Origin of the sequence: Aeromonas rivuli (assembly GCF_020149575.1) — a bacterium.
GTDB classification, from domain to species: domain Bacteria; phylum Pseudomonadota; class Gammaproteobacteria; order Enterobacterales; family Aeromonadaceae; genus Aeromonas; species Aeromonas rivuli.
The window spans coordinates 1,171,105-1,188,423 of sequence record NZ_CP079742.1 but is presented as its reverse complement, the minus strand read 5'-3'; the positions used below and the strand labels follow the sequence as shown (position 1 = coordinate 1,188,423).

Sequence of the window (17,319 nt, the reverse complement as noted above, 5' to 3'; positions counted from 1 at the left end):
ACAAGGAGCCCGAGCATGGATCTGGATCAGGCGTTACAAACCTACCTTGTCGAGGCACGGGAGTTGCTGGAGGAGATGGAGTCTTCCCTGCTGCGCCTGGAGTCGACCCCGGACGATGACGAACTGATCGGTGCCGTATTCCGGGCCGCTCACACCATCAAGGGTTCGGCTGGCCTGTTCGGGCTGGCCCCCATCATAGGCTTTACCCACATCGTCGAGGACATACTCGATCAGGTGCGCAATCACCGGCTCGCCATCTCTGCCGAGCTGATCAAGCTGCTGCTGGAGAGCTGCGATCACATCAATCTGCTGGTCAATATCGTGGTCGAGCAGGGGGATGAACCTGGGCCGGCCGAGCTTGCCCAGGATGGGGCGCTGCGTGAGCGCCTGCAGATCTATCAGCAGGATGATATAGCCCCCCTGGCAATGCTCCCCAGGAGCCAGCCCAGCCCCGTCGAGCGGCAAGATCAGGGTCCGCAGGCCATGACCGGGCTGTGGCATATCTCCCTGCGTTTTGGACAAGAGGTGTTCAAACACGGCATGGAGCCCACCTCGTTTCTGCGCTACCTCGCCACGCTGGGGGAAATAGTCGCGATAGAGACCATCACCATGGCCCTGCCCGACTGGCAAGGGTTCGACCCCGAGAACTGCTATCTCGGTTACGAGATCGACTTCGACTCCACCGCCAGCAAGGAGAGCATCAGCGAGGTGTTCGAATTCGTGCGCGACGACTGCCAGATCCTGATACTGCCTCCCCACAGCAAGCTGGAAGAGTACCTGGCGCTGATCGAGGCGCTGCCGGAAGACAACGAGATGCTGGGCCAGTTGCTGGTCAAGACAGGGGCCCTCACCCAGCTCGAACTGGAGGCGGCCCTGCGCCTGCAGGATCGCCATGGGCAGACCCCTCATACCCGGCTCGGCGAGATCCTCATCTCCCAGGGCGCCGTGGACGAGGTGGTAGTCGATGCCGCCCTCAAGAAACAGAGCCAGGGCAAGGAGCAGAAGAACAAGGAGCAGCGCTTCGTGCGGGTACACGCCGACAAACTGGATGACCTCATCAACCTGGTCGGCGAGTTGGTGGTGGCAAGCTCGGGTGCCAATTTGCTGGCCCAGCGTTCCCGCGACAGTCAATTGCTGGAGGCGACCTCTGTCATCGCCATGCTGGTCGAGGAGATCCGCGACGGCGCCCTGCACCTGCGCATGGTGCCCATCGGCGAGACCTTCAACCGTTTCCAGCGAGTGGTACGGGACGTGAGCCAGGAACTTGGCAAAGAGATCACCCTGCGCATCTCGGGGGCCGATACCGAACTCGACAAGTCGGTGGTGGAGAAGATTGGCGATCCCTTGATGCACCTGGTGCGCAATGCCATGGATCACGGCATCGAATCAGCCGAGCGCCGTCAGCAGGCTGGCAAGCCGAACCAGGGCATCCTCACCCTCAACGCCTTTCATGACTCCGGCAGCATAGTCCTCGAGATCCAGGACGATGGCGCCGGGCTCGACAAGGAGCGGATCCTCAAGAAAGCCCTGGAACGCGACATCATTGTCCCGGGGCAACAGCTCAGCGAGCAGGATATCTACCAGCTCATCTTCGAGCCGGGTTTTTCCACCGCCGAGGCAGTCACCAATTTGTCCGGGCGCGGGGTCGGCATGGATGTGGTCAAACGCAACATTCAGGCGCTGCGTGGCAGCGTCGAACTGCATAGCGAAGCCGGCAAGGGCACCCTGGTCCGGATCCGCCTGCCCCTGACCCTGGCCATCATAGACGGTTTCCTGGTGCGGGTTGGCAGCGCTCACTACGTCATCCCCCTGGACATGGTGATCGAGTGTGTCGAGCTGACCGAGGATGCACTGCAAGACACCCTGGGACGCGACTACATCAACCTGCGCGGCGAGGTACTGCCCTTCGTTCGTCTGCAACAGCATTTCGACATCCAGAGCCAGCCGGGACGACGGGAAAACATAGTGGTAGTGAGCCATGGCGGTCAAAAATCCGGACTGGTGGTGGACGAACTGCTGGGGGAGCTGCAAACCGTCATCAAGCCCCTCGGCAAACTGTTCAACCATCTGCGCGGCATCAGCGGCTCCTCCATCCTCGGAGGGGGCGACATCGCCCTGATCCTGGATATCCCCGCCTTGATGCAGTCGGCCATCCAGCGGGAGTTGCATCAGCTGGGCCATCAGGGCGCGGGGCATGTTCCGTCCCCATCGAGTATCAACTGAATAGGAGCAAGCCATGTTCAAGGATGCCACCATCAAGACCCGCCTCTTTCTGCTGCTCGGCGCGCTCTGCGCGTTGCTATTGCTGCTGAGCAGCCTGGGCCTGTACGGCATGCACCACGGCAATCAGGGCCTGCTGCGGGTCTATCAGGACAGGGTCGTGCCCCTCAAGCAACTCAAGGAGATATCGGATCTGTACGCCGTCGCCATCATCGATAACGTCAACAAGGCAAATGCGGGCCTCATCAGTGCCGAGGTGGCACTCAAGGAGCTTAACGATGCCCAGCAGCAGATTGAACAGGTATGGCAAACCTATCAGGCAACCCGTCTCACCGAAGATGAACAGCGGCTATCGGCCCAGACCATCAACCTGTTCGAGGCGGCAAACCGGGATCTCAATTTGCTCACCCACCGCCTGGCGACCCAGCATGGCCTGGTAACGGGGACACTGGATGAGTTCGATGGCCGCCTCTATGGGACCATAGATCCCATCAGCAGCAAGGTAACCGAGCTGGTCAATCTGCAACTTGAGGTTGCCAAGGCCGAATTTGAACGGGCTCAATCCGCTTATCACAGCCTGCTGCCCACTGTGGTAGTGGGCATAGTCCTGGGGCTGATGGTGGCCATCTGGTTTGGCCTGCGCCTCATTCGCAGCATCACAGGCCCCATCAATCAGGCACTCAAAGCCGCCCGTCAGTTGGCCGAGGGGGATCTTGACGTCAAGCTGGAGATCCACTCCCGCGACGAGGCGGGGCAGCTGCTTGAGGCCATGCAATACATGGTCGACAAGCTGGGGGCCCTCATCAACGACATAGAGCAGCAGGTGAGTGCCGCCGTGGAGCAGGGCGACTTCAGCTACCGTATCAGCCTGGAACAGCGTCAGGGGTATGTGAAGCGACTGAGCGAGCTGCTCAATCGCCTCTCCGAGGTGACGGATACCAGCCTGGGAGATGTGATGCGCATCGCCACTGCCTTGGCCAAGGGAGACCTGACCCAGCGCATAGAACAGCCCTATCCGGGCGTGTTCGGTCGCACCAAGGATGGTCTCAACGACACCATCACAGCCCTCACCAACATCATCGACGAGGTACGCAGCGCCACCGACAACCTGAGCAATGCCTCCAATCAGGTCAGTGTCACGGCCCAATCCCTGAGTCAGGCCACCAGCGAGCAGGCGGCCAGCGTCGAGCAAACCAGCGCGGCCGTCGAGCAGATGAGTGCCAGCATCAACCAGAACACGGACAACGCCCGCCAGACGGATGCCATGGCCGGTCAGGCGGCCCGGGAGGCGGGAGAAGGCGGTGCCTCTGTGCAACAAACCGTGACCGCCATGCAGCAGATAGCGCGCAAGGTGAGCATCATAGATGACATCGCCTACCAGACGAATCTGTTGGCCCTCAACGCGGCCATCGAAGCGGCCAGGGCGGGCGAACATGGTAAAGGTTTTGCCGTGGTGGCCGCCGAGGTGCGCAAGCTGGCCGAACGCAGCCAGGTCGCCGCTCAGGAAATTAGCGAGCTGTCGAGCAGCAGTGTGGAACAGGCCGAGCTGGCTGGCGAGCTGCTGGTACGGATAGTCCCCTCCATTCGCAAGACCTCGGATCTGGTACAGGAGATCAGTGCCGCCTCCGGCGAACAGGCGGGCGCAGTGACCCAGATAAGCCAGGCGATGAACCAGCTCAATCAGGTAACCCAGCAGAACGCGGCCAGCAGCGAGGAGCTGGCCGCCACGGCCGAAGAGATGAGTAGCCAAGCCGGGGATCTGCAACAGACCATGGACTTCTTCACCCTGGCAAGCGCCCCCGCCCGCAGCGTGGGTGCCAGTCAAATCAGAGTCAAAACCGCCCAACCCCGAGGCCACTTTCTGACCCCACCCCAGAGCGCACCCACGGGTCACAAGAGCCCGGTGGATGACGCCGACTTTATTCGTTTCTGACCGGAGGCCCCATGAATCCATCCACCGCACTGACCCTTGCCTCTCCCCTGCTGCCCTCCGTGGCCCAGGGAGATGCCCAGTACCTCACCTTCGTCATCAACGGCGAGATGTTTGCCATCAACATACTCGGGGTCAAGGAGATCCTCGAATACGGCAACATCACCCCCATCCCCCTGATGCCCGACTTTATTCGTGGTGTCATCAACCTGCGCGGCGCCGTCGTGTCCGTGGTCGATCTCAATGCCCGCTTCGGCAATATCGCCTCGACCATCACCCGCCGCAGTTGCATCGTCATCATAGAGGTCTTGAGCCAGGAGGGAGAACATCAGGGGGAGACCCAGGACATAGGGGTGGTGGTAGATGCCGTCTCCGAGGTGCTCACCATACCGCGCAACGAAATAGAGCCGCCCCCCAGCTTCGGCGCCAAGATCCGCGCCGACTTCATCAGCGGCATGGGCAAGGTCAATGGCAGATTCGTCATCTTGCTCAACACCCAAAAGGTGCTCTCCATCGACGAGATGGCGCAACTTCACGATCTATCCCATCGCCCGGACGCGGCCATGGCAGTGACCCAATAGTAAGGTACCCAACTTCTATCACCTGAGTGTCAGCACAAGGATAAGGCTCATGACTCAATCATTTTTCGGCAAGCTGTTTGGCAACAACGACGATCACCCCCAGCTGTTGTCCCAGTTAACCCAGACCCTGGGCGATGTCAGGGCCATCAACCTGGCCGCAGCCAGTGGCCAGTTCGAGCAGCCCTTGCCCCTCACCGGGCTCGGTGGCCCCTTGCTGGAGCTCTGCCAGGAGTTCAATCTTCTGCTCGATCGCCTCGGCCAGACGGTGCGCAACAACCTGGCCGAGGCCCAGACCAGTCAACAGCTTCATACCGAAAACTTCCGGGTGCGCAAGGCCCTCGACGGTGCCACGACCAACCTGATGATCGCCGACACAGACCTCAACATCATCTACATGAACGAGGCGATCAAGGAGATGCTCAGCCTGGCCGAAAGCGACATCAAGAAGGAGCTGACCGCCTTTGATGTCAAGCAACTGATGGGCAAGAACATCGACAGCTTTCACAAGAATCCTTCCCACCAGCGGGCCATGCTGGCCAAGCTCGACAAAACCTACCGCACCCAGATAGCCCTGGGTGGTCGCATCTTCTCCCTCATCGCCAGCCCCGTCGTCAACAATGAAGGCGATCGGCTCGGTACAGTAGTGGAGTGGAACGATCTCACCAAAGAGGTCGCCATCGAGAACGAGATCAAGGCCGCCAACACCGCCGCCAAGCTGGCATCCGAGGAGAGCCTGAGGGTGAAGAAGGCGCTGGACTGCGCCACCACCAACGTGATGATCGCCGACAACAACCTCGACATCATCTATATGAACGAAGCGGTCGGCACCATGCTGCTCGACGCCGAGCCGGACATCAAGACCGATCTTCCCCACTTCAACGCCAGTCAGTTGATGGGTAAAAACATCGACATCTTCCACAAGAACCCGAGCCACCAGCGCACCATGCTGGCCAAACTCGCCAGTACTCACCGCGCTCAGATACTGCTCGGCGGGCGCACCTTCGCCCTGGTCGCCAACCCTGTGTTCAGCGATAGTGGTGAACGGCTCGGCACCGTAGTTGAGTGGACCGATCGCACCAAGGAGGTCGCCATCGAGTTGGAGGTCAAGGCCGCCAACGCCGCGGCCAAGCAAGCATCCGACGAGAGCATGAGGGTCAAGAAGGCGCTGGACTGCGCCACCACCAACGTCATGATCGCCGACAACGACCTCGACATCATCTACATGAACGAGTCGGTCAAGGTCATGCTGGCCGAGGCCGAGCGCGATATCAAGACAGAGCTGCCCCACTTCAACACCAGCCAGCTGATGGGCAGTAACATAGATACCTTCCACAAGAACCCCAGCCACCAGCGCGGCATGCTGGCCAAATTGGCCAACACCTATCGCACCCAGATCCAGCTCGGCGGGCGCACCTTCTCCCTGGTCGCCAACCCTGTGTTCAGCGATGCGGGCGAGCGACTCGGTTCAGTGGTGGAGTGGGACGACCGCACCAAGGAGGTCGCCGTCGAACGGGAGGTATCCGAAATTGTGCAAGCCGTCATCGATGGCGAGCTGAGCAAACGCATGGCCCTCGGTGACAAGGCTGGCTTCTTCAAGAACTTGGGGGAAGGCATTAACAAGATTGCCGAGGTCATCGACACCAGCCTCAAGGACGTGATCCGGGTGGTTCAGGCCCTGGCCGAAGGGGATCTGACCCAAAAGGTCGAGGCGAACTACCCCGGGGTCTTTGGCACCACCAAGGATGCCCTGAACCAGACCATCACGGCCCTCACCACCATAGTCACAGAGGTGCGCAGCGCCTCGGACAACCTGTCCAGTGCCTCGGAACAGGTCAGCGCCACCGCCCAGAGCATCAGCCAATCGAGCAGTGAACAGGCCTCGAGCATGGAGGAGACCAGCGCCTCCATCGAGCAGATGAGCGCCAGCATCAACCAGAACACGGAGAACGCCCAGGTCACCGATGGCATGGCAAGCAAGGCCGCCAAGGAGGCGATAGAAGGGGGCGGCGCGGTCAAGCAGACGGTGGATGCCATGAAGCAGATAGCCAAACGCATCAGCATCATCGATGACATCGCCTACCAGACGAACCTGCTGGCACTCAACGCAGCCATAGAGGCAGCCCGGGCTGGCGATCATGGCAAGGGATTTGCCGTGGTGGCGGCCGAGGTGCGCAAGCTGGCAGAACGCAGCCAGGTCGCGGCCCAGGAGATTGGCGAACTGGCCTCCAGCAGTGTCGACATGGCAGAGCGCGCGGGAGAGTTGCTCGATCAAATCGTGCCCTCCATCAACCGAACCTCGGATCTGGTGCAGGAGATCAGTGCCGCCTCGGCGGAACAATCCACCGGGGTCAGTCAGATCAACAAGGCCATGAGCCAGCTCAGCCAGGTGACCCAGCAGAACGCGTCCAGCAGTGAGGAGCTGGCCGCCACCGCGGAGGAGATGAGCGGCCAGGCCGAACAGCTGCAACAATCCATGGGCTTCTTCACCCTGGCGCAGCACAGGACGGTGACCGAACTCAAGGTGGCGACCCCACGAGGCAACAGCCGAGGCCGCTTCCTCAATCAGGAGGGATCGCCGCAGGAGATCTCGGCCGCTCATGGCAAAAGTCAGAGCGACGGTGATTTTGTGCGCTTCTGATGCGCCGTTGAGCCAGGAGGGCGGGGAGCCAAGGCTTCCCGCTCGCTCCGGTCAGCGACCGGATACACCACACAAGGAAGGCGAACTTGCTGGAACATGCCGCCCTGAGCGATCAGGAATTCAGCCAATTTCAGCGCTGGCTGCATCAAGCCACCGGTATCGATCTCTCCCCTGCCAAGAAGACACTGGTCAGCAGTCGGCTGGCCAAACGGCTCTCCCACTACCAGTTGCCGAGTTTTGGGGATTACTTTCACCTCATCATGGGCGATTCGGCCAAGCTGGAGCTGCAACTGGCCCTGGACTTGCTGACCACCAATGAGACCTACTTCTTTCGCGAACCCAAACATTTCGAATTCCTGAGCGAGCAGATAGTGCCCCACTTCCCGCGGGAGCGTGCACTGCGGATCTGGAGCGCGGCCAGCTCCTCGGGGGAAGAGGCCTACAGCCTCGCCATGACCCTGGCAGAGCGCCGCGCCGCGGCCCCCTGGGAGATCATCGCCTCCGATATCAGCTCCCGGGTTCTGGCCCAGGCCAAGGCTGGCCTCTATGCCATAGAGCGGGCCCACAACATACCGACCGCCTACCTGATGAAATACTGCCTCAAGGGCATAGGTCAGCAAGAGGGCACCTTCCTCATCGACCGCAAGCTCAAGGAGAGGGTGCATTTCAGCCAGGTCAACCTCAACAAGCCGCTGCCGGATCTCGGCCAGTTCGACCTCATCTTCATCCGCAACGTGATGATCTACTTCAACCGGGAGACCAAGGAGCAAGTGCTCGCCCGCCTGCTTCCCCTGCTGCGTCAGGGGGGTTATCTCATCATCAGCCACGCCGAGAGTCTGCATGGCCTCCAGACTGGCCTGCAGCTGGTCTCCCCTTCCATCTATCGCAAACCCTGAGCCCCATGAGAGAGGTGACTCTGCAACCCGGCGAGGCCCTGTTTAGCCGGGAGCCTATGGTGATGCGCACCCAGCTCGGCTCCTGTGTCAGCCTGACACTCTGGCACCCACGCCACCACTGGGGCGGCATGTGCCACTTCATGCTGCCGAGTCGGCGCCATCGCGATCGACCGCTGAGCCAGAGGCAGATGGCACGGCAGAGGCCTGACTCGCTCAATGGCAAGTATGCGGATGAGGCGCTGGCCATCTTGCTGCAAGGGGTTGCCAAAGCGGGCTCAGCCCCCGGGGAATATGTGGTCAAGCTGTTTGGCGGCGGCAACATGTTCCCCCAGTTGGGGGGACGTCATGCCCCGGATATCGCCAGCCAGAATGTGGCGGCCGCCTGGGCGCTGGTCCGCGCTCAGGGCCTCGATGTCAGCGCCCACGATCTGGGCGGCACAGGCCACAGGGCGCTGATCTTCGAGCTCAATACCGGCCATGTCTGGGTCAGGCACAGTCCGTTGATACGGGATCCGGAGCGGGTCGATGAGCGTCGCCGCACCGGCCAATGAGGCCACCGCGGGATCCAGCCCCTGACCGCCCCTTCATTCGAATGAGGAGAGAGAGATGAAACAGATTACCGTCATGCTGGTCGATGACTCCGCCGTGGTCAGGCAGGTATTGCAGAGCGTGCTGGAGCGTGAGCCGGATATCAGTGTCATCGCCACCGCCTCGGATCCCCTCTTTGCCCTGGAAAAACTCAAGCGGGCCTGGCCGGACGTGATAGTGCTCGACGTGGAGATGCCGCGCATGGATGGCATCACCTTCCTGCAGAAGATAATGACCGAGCGACCGACCCCGGTCGTTATCTGCTCCTCCCTCACCGCGCGCGGCGCCGAGACCACCTTGCAGGCCATGGCGGCCGGTGCGGTGGATATCATCACCAAGCCGACCATAGGCCTCAAAGACTTTCTGCAAGAGTCCGCCCAGGATCTCGCCATGGCGGTACGGGCCGCGGCCATGGCCAATGTCAAACAGTTGCGCAAGGCACCACTGGCCGTGCCCGCCAAGATCAGCGTTGATGCCTGGCTACCGGCGGGCGGCCAGGCCCTGGCACAAACCACGGAGCGCATCGTCGCCATGGGCACCTCCACCGGCGGCACCCAGGCCCTGGAGCTGGTACTCACCGCCTTGCCCAGGGTCAGCCCCGGCATCGTCATCGTGCAGCACATGCCGGAGAAGTTCACCGCCTCCTTCGCCGAACGGCTCAACGGCCTGTGCCAGATAGAAGTGCGTGAGGCCAGACACAATGACAGGGTGATCCCGGGGCTGGCCCTGATCGCGCCGGGTGGCAAACACATGCTGCTCAAGCGCAGCGGCGCTTACTACCATGTGGACGTCATGGATGGCCCTCTGATCAATCGCCATCGCCCCTCGGTCGATGTGCTGTTTCGCTCAGTGGCCAAATACGCTGGCAAGAATGCCACCGGCATCATCATGACCGGCATGGGAGATGATGGTGCCCGCGGCCTCAAGGAGATGCAGGAGGCGGGGGCCATCACCTATGCCCAGGATGAGGCCTCCTGCGTGGTATTCGGCATGCCCAAGGAGGCGATCAAGCTCGGCGCAGCCCGCCATATCGTCCCTCTCGATCAGATCCACCAGATTATTGCCAAATGAGAGACCCCGCTGTGGCGAACCGGCAGCGGGGTCTGATGGCGTGACATCGCTGACTGCCACGTTACGCCGCCGGCATGGCATCGAGCAGACTGAACAACCTGTCTATTTCGGCATGGGTGTTGTAGTGCATGCAGCCGATGCGCAGTACCCCTCCCTCACCGACCCCCAGGGCCGCGATCAATCCCAGGGCATAGAAGTGCCCCGCCCAGCTGCATACCTGATGCTCCCCCAGATAGACAGCCATCTCGGCCGGCGTGTGGCGACTCGAGGTGAGGGCGAAGGTGGGCGTTCGCCCCTGTGCGCCATGGATACCATGCAGGCTCAACCATGGACGCTCCGCCAGCTTGGCCAATACCTGCTCGCTGAGCTGCTGTTCATGCCCCTGGCTGCGGGCAAAGGCGAGATCGAGCCGCTCTTCCAGGGAAGCCTCCTCCGCCTCCAGACCAGAGAGGGAGGCCAGGTAGTCAATGGTCGCCTCCAGCCCGGCCAAGGCTTCCCAGCTCTGGGTGCCCGTCTCCCACTTGTAGGGCGAGACGTTCTTGGCCGGTTCCACCTTGTAGGGGGTCAATCGCTCCAGATGGCGATGCTTGCCATAGAGGATCCCCAAGTGCGGACCGAAGAACTTGTAGGCCGAGCAGCCGAGGAAGTCGCAGTCCCAGGCTTGCACATCGATGCGCTCATGGGGCGCAAAGTGCACCGCATCCACATAGAGCAGGGCACCAGCCTGGTGTACCGCATCGGCGATGGCGGGAATGTCCACCAGGGTGCCCGTGGTATTGGAAGCGGCGGTCACGGCCACCAGCCGGGTACGCGGGCCAAGCAGGCTCAGCAGATGATCCATGTCGAGGCCGCCGCTGGCGGTATCCACCCGCACCTGATGGACGATGGCGCCGCGATCCTCGGCCGCCTGCTGCCAGCTGGAGACATTGGAGTAGTGATCCAGGGCGCTGACGACTATCTCATCCCCCGCCTGCCACTCACGGGCCAGGGCACGGCTGAAGGCGAAGGTGAGGCTGGTGAAGTTGGCGCCAAACACTATCTCCTGCCAGCTGTCGGCACCGAGCAGGGTCGCCGCGGCCTTGCGGGCACGCAACGCCTGTTGCTCCGTCTCCCGGCCCGAGAAGAAGGTCCCCCCCAGATTGGCGTTGAAGCGCCCCAGATAGTCGGTCATGGCCCCCAAGACACGATGGGGAACCTGGGCACCCCCAGGGCCGTCGAAGAAGAGTGGGGATTTGCCATCGATCAACTGGTTGAGGGCAGGAAACTGGCCGCGCAGGACGGCGACATCGAGAGGCTGCATAGGATCACGTTCCATGTAACAGTTAGATAACATGGCGAGATTAAGATCAGGTAGCAGCAAAGTCCACACCCAAACCCATCCGCCATCACATTCACAGAACAAAGAGAGTAAACCAGCATAAAACACTACCAACAATGACTCGTCCCCCGAGATGACAAGGCGACAGCCTCGATTTCCTGCCCGGTTAGCTGTGTTTTTTTTGTTCTGAAGCCTATGAAAAGATTGAATTTTGAACGACCAATATCAAAAAATGAGCGACTCGCATATTTTTCTACATTGATTGCAAGTTTGGGGTTCACAAAGCCGTGGGATCTGTTAGTATGCGCCTCGCACTTGAGGAGGGGTTCCCGAGTGGCCAAAGGGATCAGACTGTAAATCTGACGGCTCTGCCTTCGAAGGTTCGAATCCTTCTCCCTCCACCATTCAAGTGTGATGAGATAGTACAATCAGGAAAATACCCCGTGGAGGGGTTCCCGAGTGGCCAAAGGGATCAGACTGTAAATCTGACGGCTCTGCCTTCGAAGGTTCGAATCCTTCTCCCTCCACCATCTTCCTGAAATAAGTGGCTTTTAATACCCCTGTGGAGGGGTTCCCGAGTGGCCAAAGGGATCAGACTGTAAATCTGACGGCTCTGCCTTCGAAGGTTCGAATCCTTCTCCCTCCACCATCATTCAAGAAAACCCGGCCCAGCGCCGGGTTTTCGCTTTCTGTCCCTGTCAGATCTGACAATTGCCCGTTATGTAAACTGCCCGGATAGTAAGCCCTGATATTCGCAAGGAAGGCGCATCATGCTGGAAGTGTGGGATGAACAGGGTTATCACTCAGGCCTGAGCCTGGAGCAGTTGCAGATCCATATCAGTCGCTACAGCGGCGAACTCATGGTGCGTTATCGCAACCGCATCGGCCTGTCGAGCACCCTGTTTCTGACCGTGCGTGATGGCCAGCCGTTGCAGCGCTTCAAGCAGAACAGCCCTCCCCTTGATTGGCACTGGTTGAGCCAGGCCCTGCACCCTCAAGCCCCGTCCATGCGTCCCACCACTCTGGTGGTCAGCCCCCCGCAGTAACGCGGCTCACTGACACCGACAAGACAATCCTCTCTCCTTCACCTACCCGGGTTAATTGCGCCCGGGGAGCGGCAAGAGTACAATCTCGCACCCTTATTGGGATGTCATGGCCTTAACCCTCCAGAGGGTGCAGCGCTGTGCCGTCATCCTTATTGCGATGCCACTCGGTGGCGTCGCCCTGATTTGCAATCAGACCAGCGAGATAATCATGTTCAGACCAGAATTGCTCTCCCCCGCCGGGACCCTCAAAAATATGCGTTACGCCTTCGCCTATGGCGCCGATGCCGTCTATGCCGGCCAGCCGCGCTACAGCCTGCGGGTGCGTAACAACGAGTTCGACCACGACAACTTGCGCCTGGGCATCAACGAAGCCCACGCCCTCGGCAAGCAGTTCTATGTGGTGGCCAACATCCAGCCCCACAACTCCAAGCTCAAGACCTTCGTGCGCGACATGCGCCCGGTGATCGAGATGGGACCGGACGCCATCATCATGTCAGATCCCGGTCTCATCATGATGATGCGCGAAGCCTTCCCCCACATGCCCATTCACCTGTCGGTGCAGGCCAATGCGGTCAACTGGGCCACGGTAAAGTTCTGGCATCAAATGGGCCTGACTCGCGTCATCCTCTCCCGCGAACTCTCCCTGGACGAAATTGAAGAGATCCGCATGCAGGTGCCGGAGATGGAGCTGGAAGTCTTCGTGCACGGCGCCCTGTGCATGGCCTACTCCGGCCGCTGCCTGCTCTCTGGCTACATCAACAAGCGCGACCCCAACCAGGGTACCTGCACCAACTCCTGCCGCTGGGACTACAAGGTTCACGAAGGCAAGGAGAATGAGGTGGGCCAGATAGTGCATCGCCAGGAGCCCATTGCGGTGCGCCCGGACAACACCCTGGGGCTCGGCAAGCCGAGCGATGCGCTGGTACTGCTGGAAGAGGCCAACCGCCCCGGCGAGTACATGACGGCGTTCGAGGATGAACACGGCACCTACATCATGAACTCCAAGGACTTGCGCGCCGTCGAGCACGTCGAGCGCCTGACCAGGATGGGCGTGCACTCCCTGAAAATCGAAGGCCGCACCAAATCCTTCTACTACTGCGCCCGTACCGCCCAGGTCTATCGCAAGGCCATCGACGATGCGGTCGCCGGTCGTCCGTTCGACGCAACCCTGATGGGCACCCTTGAGAACCTGGCCCACCGTGGCTATACCGAAGGCTTCTTGCGCCGTCACAACCACAGCGAGTACCAGAACTACGACTATGGCTACTCCATCTCCGACACCCAGCAGTTCGTCGGCGAGATCACCGGTCGCAATGGCGACATGGTGGAAGTGGACGTGAAGAACAAATTCCTGGTCGGCAACAGCCTGGAGTTGATGACCCCGCAGGGCAACCTCAGCTTCAACCTGGAACAGATGCAAAACCGCAAGGGTGAGCTCGTCGACACGGCGCCGGGCAACGGCCACATCGTCTATGTGCCCGTTCCCCAGGAGATCGACATCAGCCACGGCATATTGCTGCGTAATCTGGGCGATCGTCAGGACAGCCGCAACCCCCATACGGCGGCCTGAGATGGCGCTGCTCATCACCGACAAGTGCATCAACTGTGACATGTGCGATCCCGAGTGTCCGAACCAGGCCATCAGCCTGGGTGAGGCCATCTACGAGATCAATCCAGACTTGTGCACCGAATGCGTCGGCCACTATGAGAAGCCCACCTGCATCAGCGTCTGCCCCATCGACTGCATCATCTGGGATCCCCAGCGGGTGGAGAGCGAAGCGCAGTTGATGGAGAAGTTTGTGAAGCTTCATCGCAGCTGACTGGCCAGAGATGGGCAAACAGTGAGGCCGGGCAATGCCCGGCCTCACTGTTATCCGCCACCATCATGGCTGGCCCGCCTCGCGGCCATCCCAGCCACGACGCTGTCATCGCACCGAATAGAGCCATCCGCATACACATAGAAGTCCCCTACTCTGAGCAAGGCGTCAGCGGAGCCCGGAGGCAGTCAGTGTTCACTTACTCTTGCTATCGACCAGGGCACGCAAGGCTCCATTGTGGATCTGCTCCTGCTGGTATTTGGCCTGAGCCTCATCGAGCTTGGTCTGCTTCTTGGCGATCTTGTCCGGCTTGCCCTCCACCCGGGCACTCTGCAACTCACTGAGCCGTTCGTCGACCTTGGTTTTCAACTCGGCCAGCTTGCTGTCACTCTCTTTGAGCAAAGCGCCATCGTCACAATAAGCCTCGACATTATTGAGCGCCTCCTGCAAGCCAGCGACCTGGCGATCGTTGTCATGGGCCCGTGCCTCGCTCAGAGCCGAGATAAGGGCATCACGCTTGGCAGCACACCCCACCGCAGGGGCCGCCACCACAGGTCCCGCCAGCCAGAACCCCAATGCCAGCACGGCTATCCTCTTGTTCATTTTCCACCTCTCGTTCACCGTCGTTCCGTGAATGATGCTCATCCAACTTCAAGCACACTGCTCATTCACCACCTTTTAAATGATGCTCATCTGACCTCAAGGGCACCTCGCAGGTCAAGACTGCACGAAAGTGGTGCGACACGGTTTGCGCAACATCATGATGGGGATCATCAGGGCGATCTACAATGGGGCTTTGTCATCAGGAGCTTCCATGAGCCAACAGATACTGATCATCGCCAGCGGTGCCCCCTATGGCAGCGAGTCCCTGTTCAACGCCCTGCGCCTCGGCTTGGCACTGCAGGAAGAGGGGGCCAGCCTCAGGCTGTTTCTCTTGTCAGATGCGGTGGGGGCCGCCATCGCCAGTCAGGCCCCGGCCGAGGGCTATCACCTGCGTCAGATGCTGGACATCTTGCTGGTGCAAGGGGCCGAAGTGCGATTGTGCCAGAGCTGTTGTGATGCCCGTGGCATTGGCACCCTGCCGCTTATCGAAGGGATCCGCATCGACCGCCTGCCGACCCTGGCCCAATGGACAGTGGCCGCCGACAAGGTACTGACCTTCTAGATTGCCAGGGGTGAGTCATCACTTACCCCTGAGCTAGCCTGCCTTGACCCCTTGATACTGTGCGGTCAAAAAACAAGCCAATAGTGACCAATCAATAATCATTTCGCTGTGTGGTTTCATGCGCAACAAGCCTTGACTTCCCCCCTTCCCGTACATAAAGTGCCCAGCCTTTGCAGCCCTTTGAGGCCTATGGAACCCCCTGTTCCCATGCCCAACAGGACGATTTTTTTGGCCAATGGCATCCGTTACACAAGCCTGGCCCTGCACTGACAATAAAAATGAACCGGTCGCCTCAGGCGGCCGTTTGGCTATTTCGGGATGAATAAGCGAAACCTTACTCCCTCGACCCTGGGTCGAGTCTTTCTGCCTACCGTTCCGGAACAGCGATGTCATTGATGAACATGAATATTGGTAAGAAGCTGAGCGTCGCCTTCGCGACCTTCGGCCTGATGATGGTCGCCATCGGCGGCTTCTCTCTGTTGCAATTTGACCGCATCAACAGTCGCTCACTCGAGCTGACCGATGCCATCATTCCCAGCATCAATCGCGTCAATGACATGGGGCAGACGGTAGCCAACTTGCGGCGCTTCGAACTGAGCTACCTGCTGGTCGATGAGAACCCAGCCCGTCAGGCGGAGTACGGCAACCAGATGCGCAGCGAGATAGAGAAGATCAAGGGAGCGCTGACCCAGTATGGCAAGACGCTGTTCGATGCCGAAGAGACACGCCGCTATCAGGCAGTCAGCGCCAACTGGCTGCGCTATCTGGCATTGCACGATGCCGTCATGGCACAACTGGCCCGGGGGGAACACGCCGCGGGTACGGAGCAGTTCCTGGCAGGCGCCCCGACCTATGTCGCACTCCATGATGCGGTCGAAGGGTTGATTGCCCAGAACCGCTACTATGCCAAGCTCGGCCGTGATGAGTCCCAGAGCACCTACGAGAGTGCCCGCACCGTCCTGCTCCTCACCCTGCTCCTCGCCATCCTACTGGTCATCGTCTTCGCCACCCTGCTGACCCGCCAGATCCGCGATCCCATCGTGCTGCTGGCCAAGCAGGCCAAACTGGTTGCCGGCGGTTATCTGGGCCGAGGCGAGCTGTGCGATTACATCGATGCAGGCAAGCTCAATCGGGATGAAATCGGCGAGCTGGCCCTGTCGGTGCGTCAGATGAAGGAGGGGCTCAGCGATCTGGTCAACGAGATCGCCACCTCGGTCAGCCAGCTCAGCACCTCGGTAGGCGAAGTGAGCGCCATCTCCGAACAGTCCGCCCTGGGGATACGCCAGCAGCAAGGCGAGATAACCCAGGTGGCAACTGCCATGAACGAGATGCAGAGCACTGTGTTCGAGGTGTCCCGCAACACCACTGATGCCGCCAACGCCGCCCAGCATGCCTCCCAGGCTTCCATGGCAGGCCAGGCGGTGGTACAGAGCGCCATCGGCAGTATCGAGCAGGTCGCGGGCAAGATGGGTGAGGCAGGTCAGGTAGTGCAACAACTCGAACAGGAGAGCGCCAATATCGGCCTGGTACTGGATGTGATCCGCAGCATCGCCGATCAGACCAACCTGCTGGCACTCAATGCCGCCATTGAAGCCGCCCGTGCCGGCGAACAGGGCCGAGGCTTTGCCGTGGTCGCCGATGAGGTTCGTACCCTGGCCAGACGCACCCAGGACTCCACCGCCGAGATCCATAAGATGATAGAGAGCCTGCAGAGCCGTGCAGCGCTGGCGGGCCAGGCCATGCACAGCAGCCATGCCCAGATGCAGACCAGCGTCGAACTGGCGCAGGATGCGGGCCAGAGCATTGCCAGGATCCATGAAGCGGTCACCCGGATCACCGACATGAACACTCAGATTGCCAGCGCCACCGAGCAACAGAATTCGGTCACCGCCGAGCTCAACCACAACATAGTGAACATTCACAATGTCTCGGATGAGAATGCCAAGGGGGCACAACACACCGCTCAGGCCTGCACCGAGCTGAGTCAGCTGACCAGCCACCTGCAGCAGCTCACCCTCCGCTTCACCCTGTAAAGCATCCAGATGAGTA

Annotated in this window: 14 protein-coding genes and 3 tRNA genes; 15 read left to right on the top strand and 2 right to left on the bottom strand. The window is 60.4% G+C overall.

Annotation, left to right across the window (positions count from 1 at the left end; genetic code table 11):
• Window positions 1-15 precede the first annotated feature (15 nt).
• The 7 genes from KYK33_RS05735 to KYK33_RS05705 all read left to right on the top strand — a co-directional run bounded on the left by KYK33_RS05735 (window position 16) and on the right by KYK33_RS05705 (window position 9,924).
• Entirely contained in the window at window positions 16-2,223 is a 2,208-nt protein-coding gene (locus tag KYK33_RS05735) for a chemotaxis protein CheA (RefSeq protein ID WP_224432325.1), read from the top strand.
• Window positions 2,224-2,236: 13 nt separating this feature from the next.
• Window positions 2,237-4,153: a methyl-accepting chemotaxis protein gene (locus tag KYK33_RS05730; RefSeq protein WP_224432324.1), complete on the top strand. Its 1,917-nt coding sequence runs from the start codon at window positions 2,237-2,239 to the stop codon at window positions 4,151-4,153.
• Between the two features lie 11 nt (window positions 4,154-4,164).
• On the top strand, window positions 4,165-4,731 hold the full coding sequence (locus tag KYK33_RS05725; RefSeq protein WP_042041345.1) for a chemotaxis protein CheW: 567 nt from the start codon (window positions 4,165-4,167) through the stop codon (window positions 4,729-4,731).
• 49 nt (window positions 4,732-4,780) lie between these two features.
• The gene (locus KYK33_RS05720; RefSeq protein WP_318010413.1) at window positions 4,781-7,369 is read left to right on the top strand and encodes a methyl-accepting chemotaxis protein; all 2,589 of its coding nucleotides are present in this window, start codon (window positions 4,781-4,783) and stop codon (window positions 7,367-7,369) included.
• An 86-nt stretch (window positions 7,370-7,455) separates the two neighbouring features.
• A complete protein-coding gene (locus KYK33_RS05715) occupies window positions 7,456-8,265 on the top strand; it encodes a CheR family methyltransferase (RefSeq protein ID WP_042041344.1) in 810 nt (269 codons plus the stop codon).
• Between the two features lie 5 nt (window positions 8,266-8,270).
• Window positions 8,271-8,816: a chemotaxis protein CheD gene (locus tag KYK33_RS05710; protein ID WP_224432323.1), complete on the top strand. Its 546-nt coding sequence runs from the start codon at window positions 8,271-8,273 to the stop codon at window positions 8,814-8,816.
• A 55-nt stretch (window positions 8,817-8,871) separates the two neighbouring features.
• Window positions 8,872-9,924: a protein-glutamate methylesterase/protein-glutamine glutaminase gene (locus KYK33_RS05705; protein WP_042041340.1), complete on the top strand. Its 1,053-nt coding sequence runs from the start codon at window positions 8,872-8,874 to the stop codon at window positions 9,922-9,924.
• Between the two features lie 61 nt (window positions 9,925-9,985).
• On the opposite strand, the gene KYK33_RS05700 is transcribed toward KYK33_RS05705, so the two are convergent.
• A complete protein-coding gene (locus tag KYK33_RS05700) occupies window positions 9,986-11,224 on the bottom strand; it encodes a cysteine desulfurase-like protein (RefSeq protein WP_224432322.1) in 1,239 nt (412 codons plus the stop codon).
• A 337-nt stretch (window positions 11,225-11,561) separates the two neighbouring features.
• Between KYK33_RS05700 and KYK33_RS05695 the strand changes: the two genes are divergently transcribed.
• The 6 genes from KYK33_RS05695 to KYK33_RS05670 all read left to right on the top strand — a co-directional run bounded on the left by KYK33_RS05695 (window position 11,562) and on the right by KYK33_RS05670 (window position 14,108).
• Window positions 11,562-11,646, top strand: a tRNA-Tyr gene (locus KYK33_RS05695).
• 41 nt (window positions 11,647-11,687) lie between these two features.
• Window positions 11,688-11,772: transfer RNA gene (locus tag KYK33_RS05690), tRNA-Tyr, on the top strand.
• A 34-nt stretch (window positions 11,773-11,806) separates the two neighbouring features.
• Window positions 11,807-11,891: transfer RNA gene (locus KYK33_RS05685), tRNA-Tyr, on the top strand.
• 121 nt (window positions 11,892-12,012) lie between these two features.
• Window positions 12,013-12,288, top strand: a complete 276-nt coding sequence (locus KYK33_RS05680) for a hypothetical protein (protein ID WP_224432321.1) — start codon at window positions 12,013-12,015, stop codon at window positions 12,286-12,288.
• Window positions 12,289-12,496: 208 nt separating this feature from the next.
• Complete coding sequence (trhP, locus tag KYK33_RS05675; protein WP_224432320.1) at window positions 12,497-13,858, top strand: prephenate-dependent tRNA uridine(34) hydroxylase TrhP; 1,362 nt, start codon at window positions 12,497-12,499, stop codon at window positions 13,856-13,858.
• 1 nt (window position 13,859) lies between these two features.
• On the top strand, window positions 13,860-14,108 hold the full coding sequence (locus tag KYK33_RS05670; RefSeq protein ID WP_042041337.1) for a YfhL family 4Fe-4S dicluster ferredoxin: 249 nt from the start codon (window positions 13,860-13,862) through the stop codon (window positions 14,106-14,108).
• Between the two features lie 192 nt (window positions 14,109-14,300).
• On the opposite strand, the gene KYK33_RS05665 is transcribed toward KYK33_RS05670, so the two are convergent.
• Window positions 14,301-14,708, bottom strand: coding sequence for a DUF1090 domain-containing protein (locus KYK33_RS05665; RefSeq protein ID WP_224432319.1), 408 nt, complete (start codon window positions 14,706-14,708; stop codon window positions 14,301-14,303).
• 211 nt (window positions 14,709-14,919) lie between these two features.
• Here KYK33_RS05665 and KYK33_RS05660 point away from each other — a divergent pair, with 211 nt between their 5' ends.
• Window positions 14,920-15,270, top strand: a complete 351-nt coding sequence (locus tag KYK33_RS05660) for a DsrE/DsrF/TusD sulfur relay family protein (protein WP_042041335.1) — start codon at window positions 14,920-14,922, stop codon at window positions 15,268-15,270.
• 386 nt (window positions 15,271-15,656) lie between these two features.
• Window positions 15,657-17,303 carry a methyl-accepting chemotaxis protein gene (locus tag KYK33_RS05655; protein ID WP_224432318.1) on the top strand — a complete coding sequence of 549 codons (1,647 nt, stop codon included), beginning with the start codon at window positions 15,657-15,659 and terminating at the stop codon, window positions 17,301-17,303.
• The last annotated feature ends 16 nt before the right edge of the window (window positions 17,304-17,319 follow it).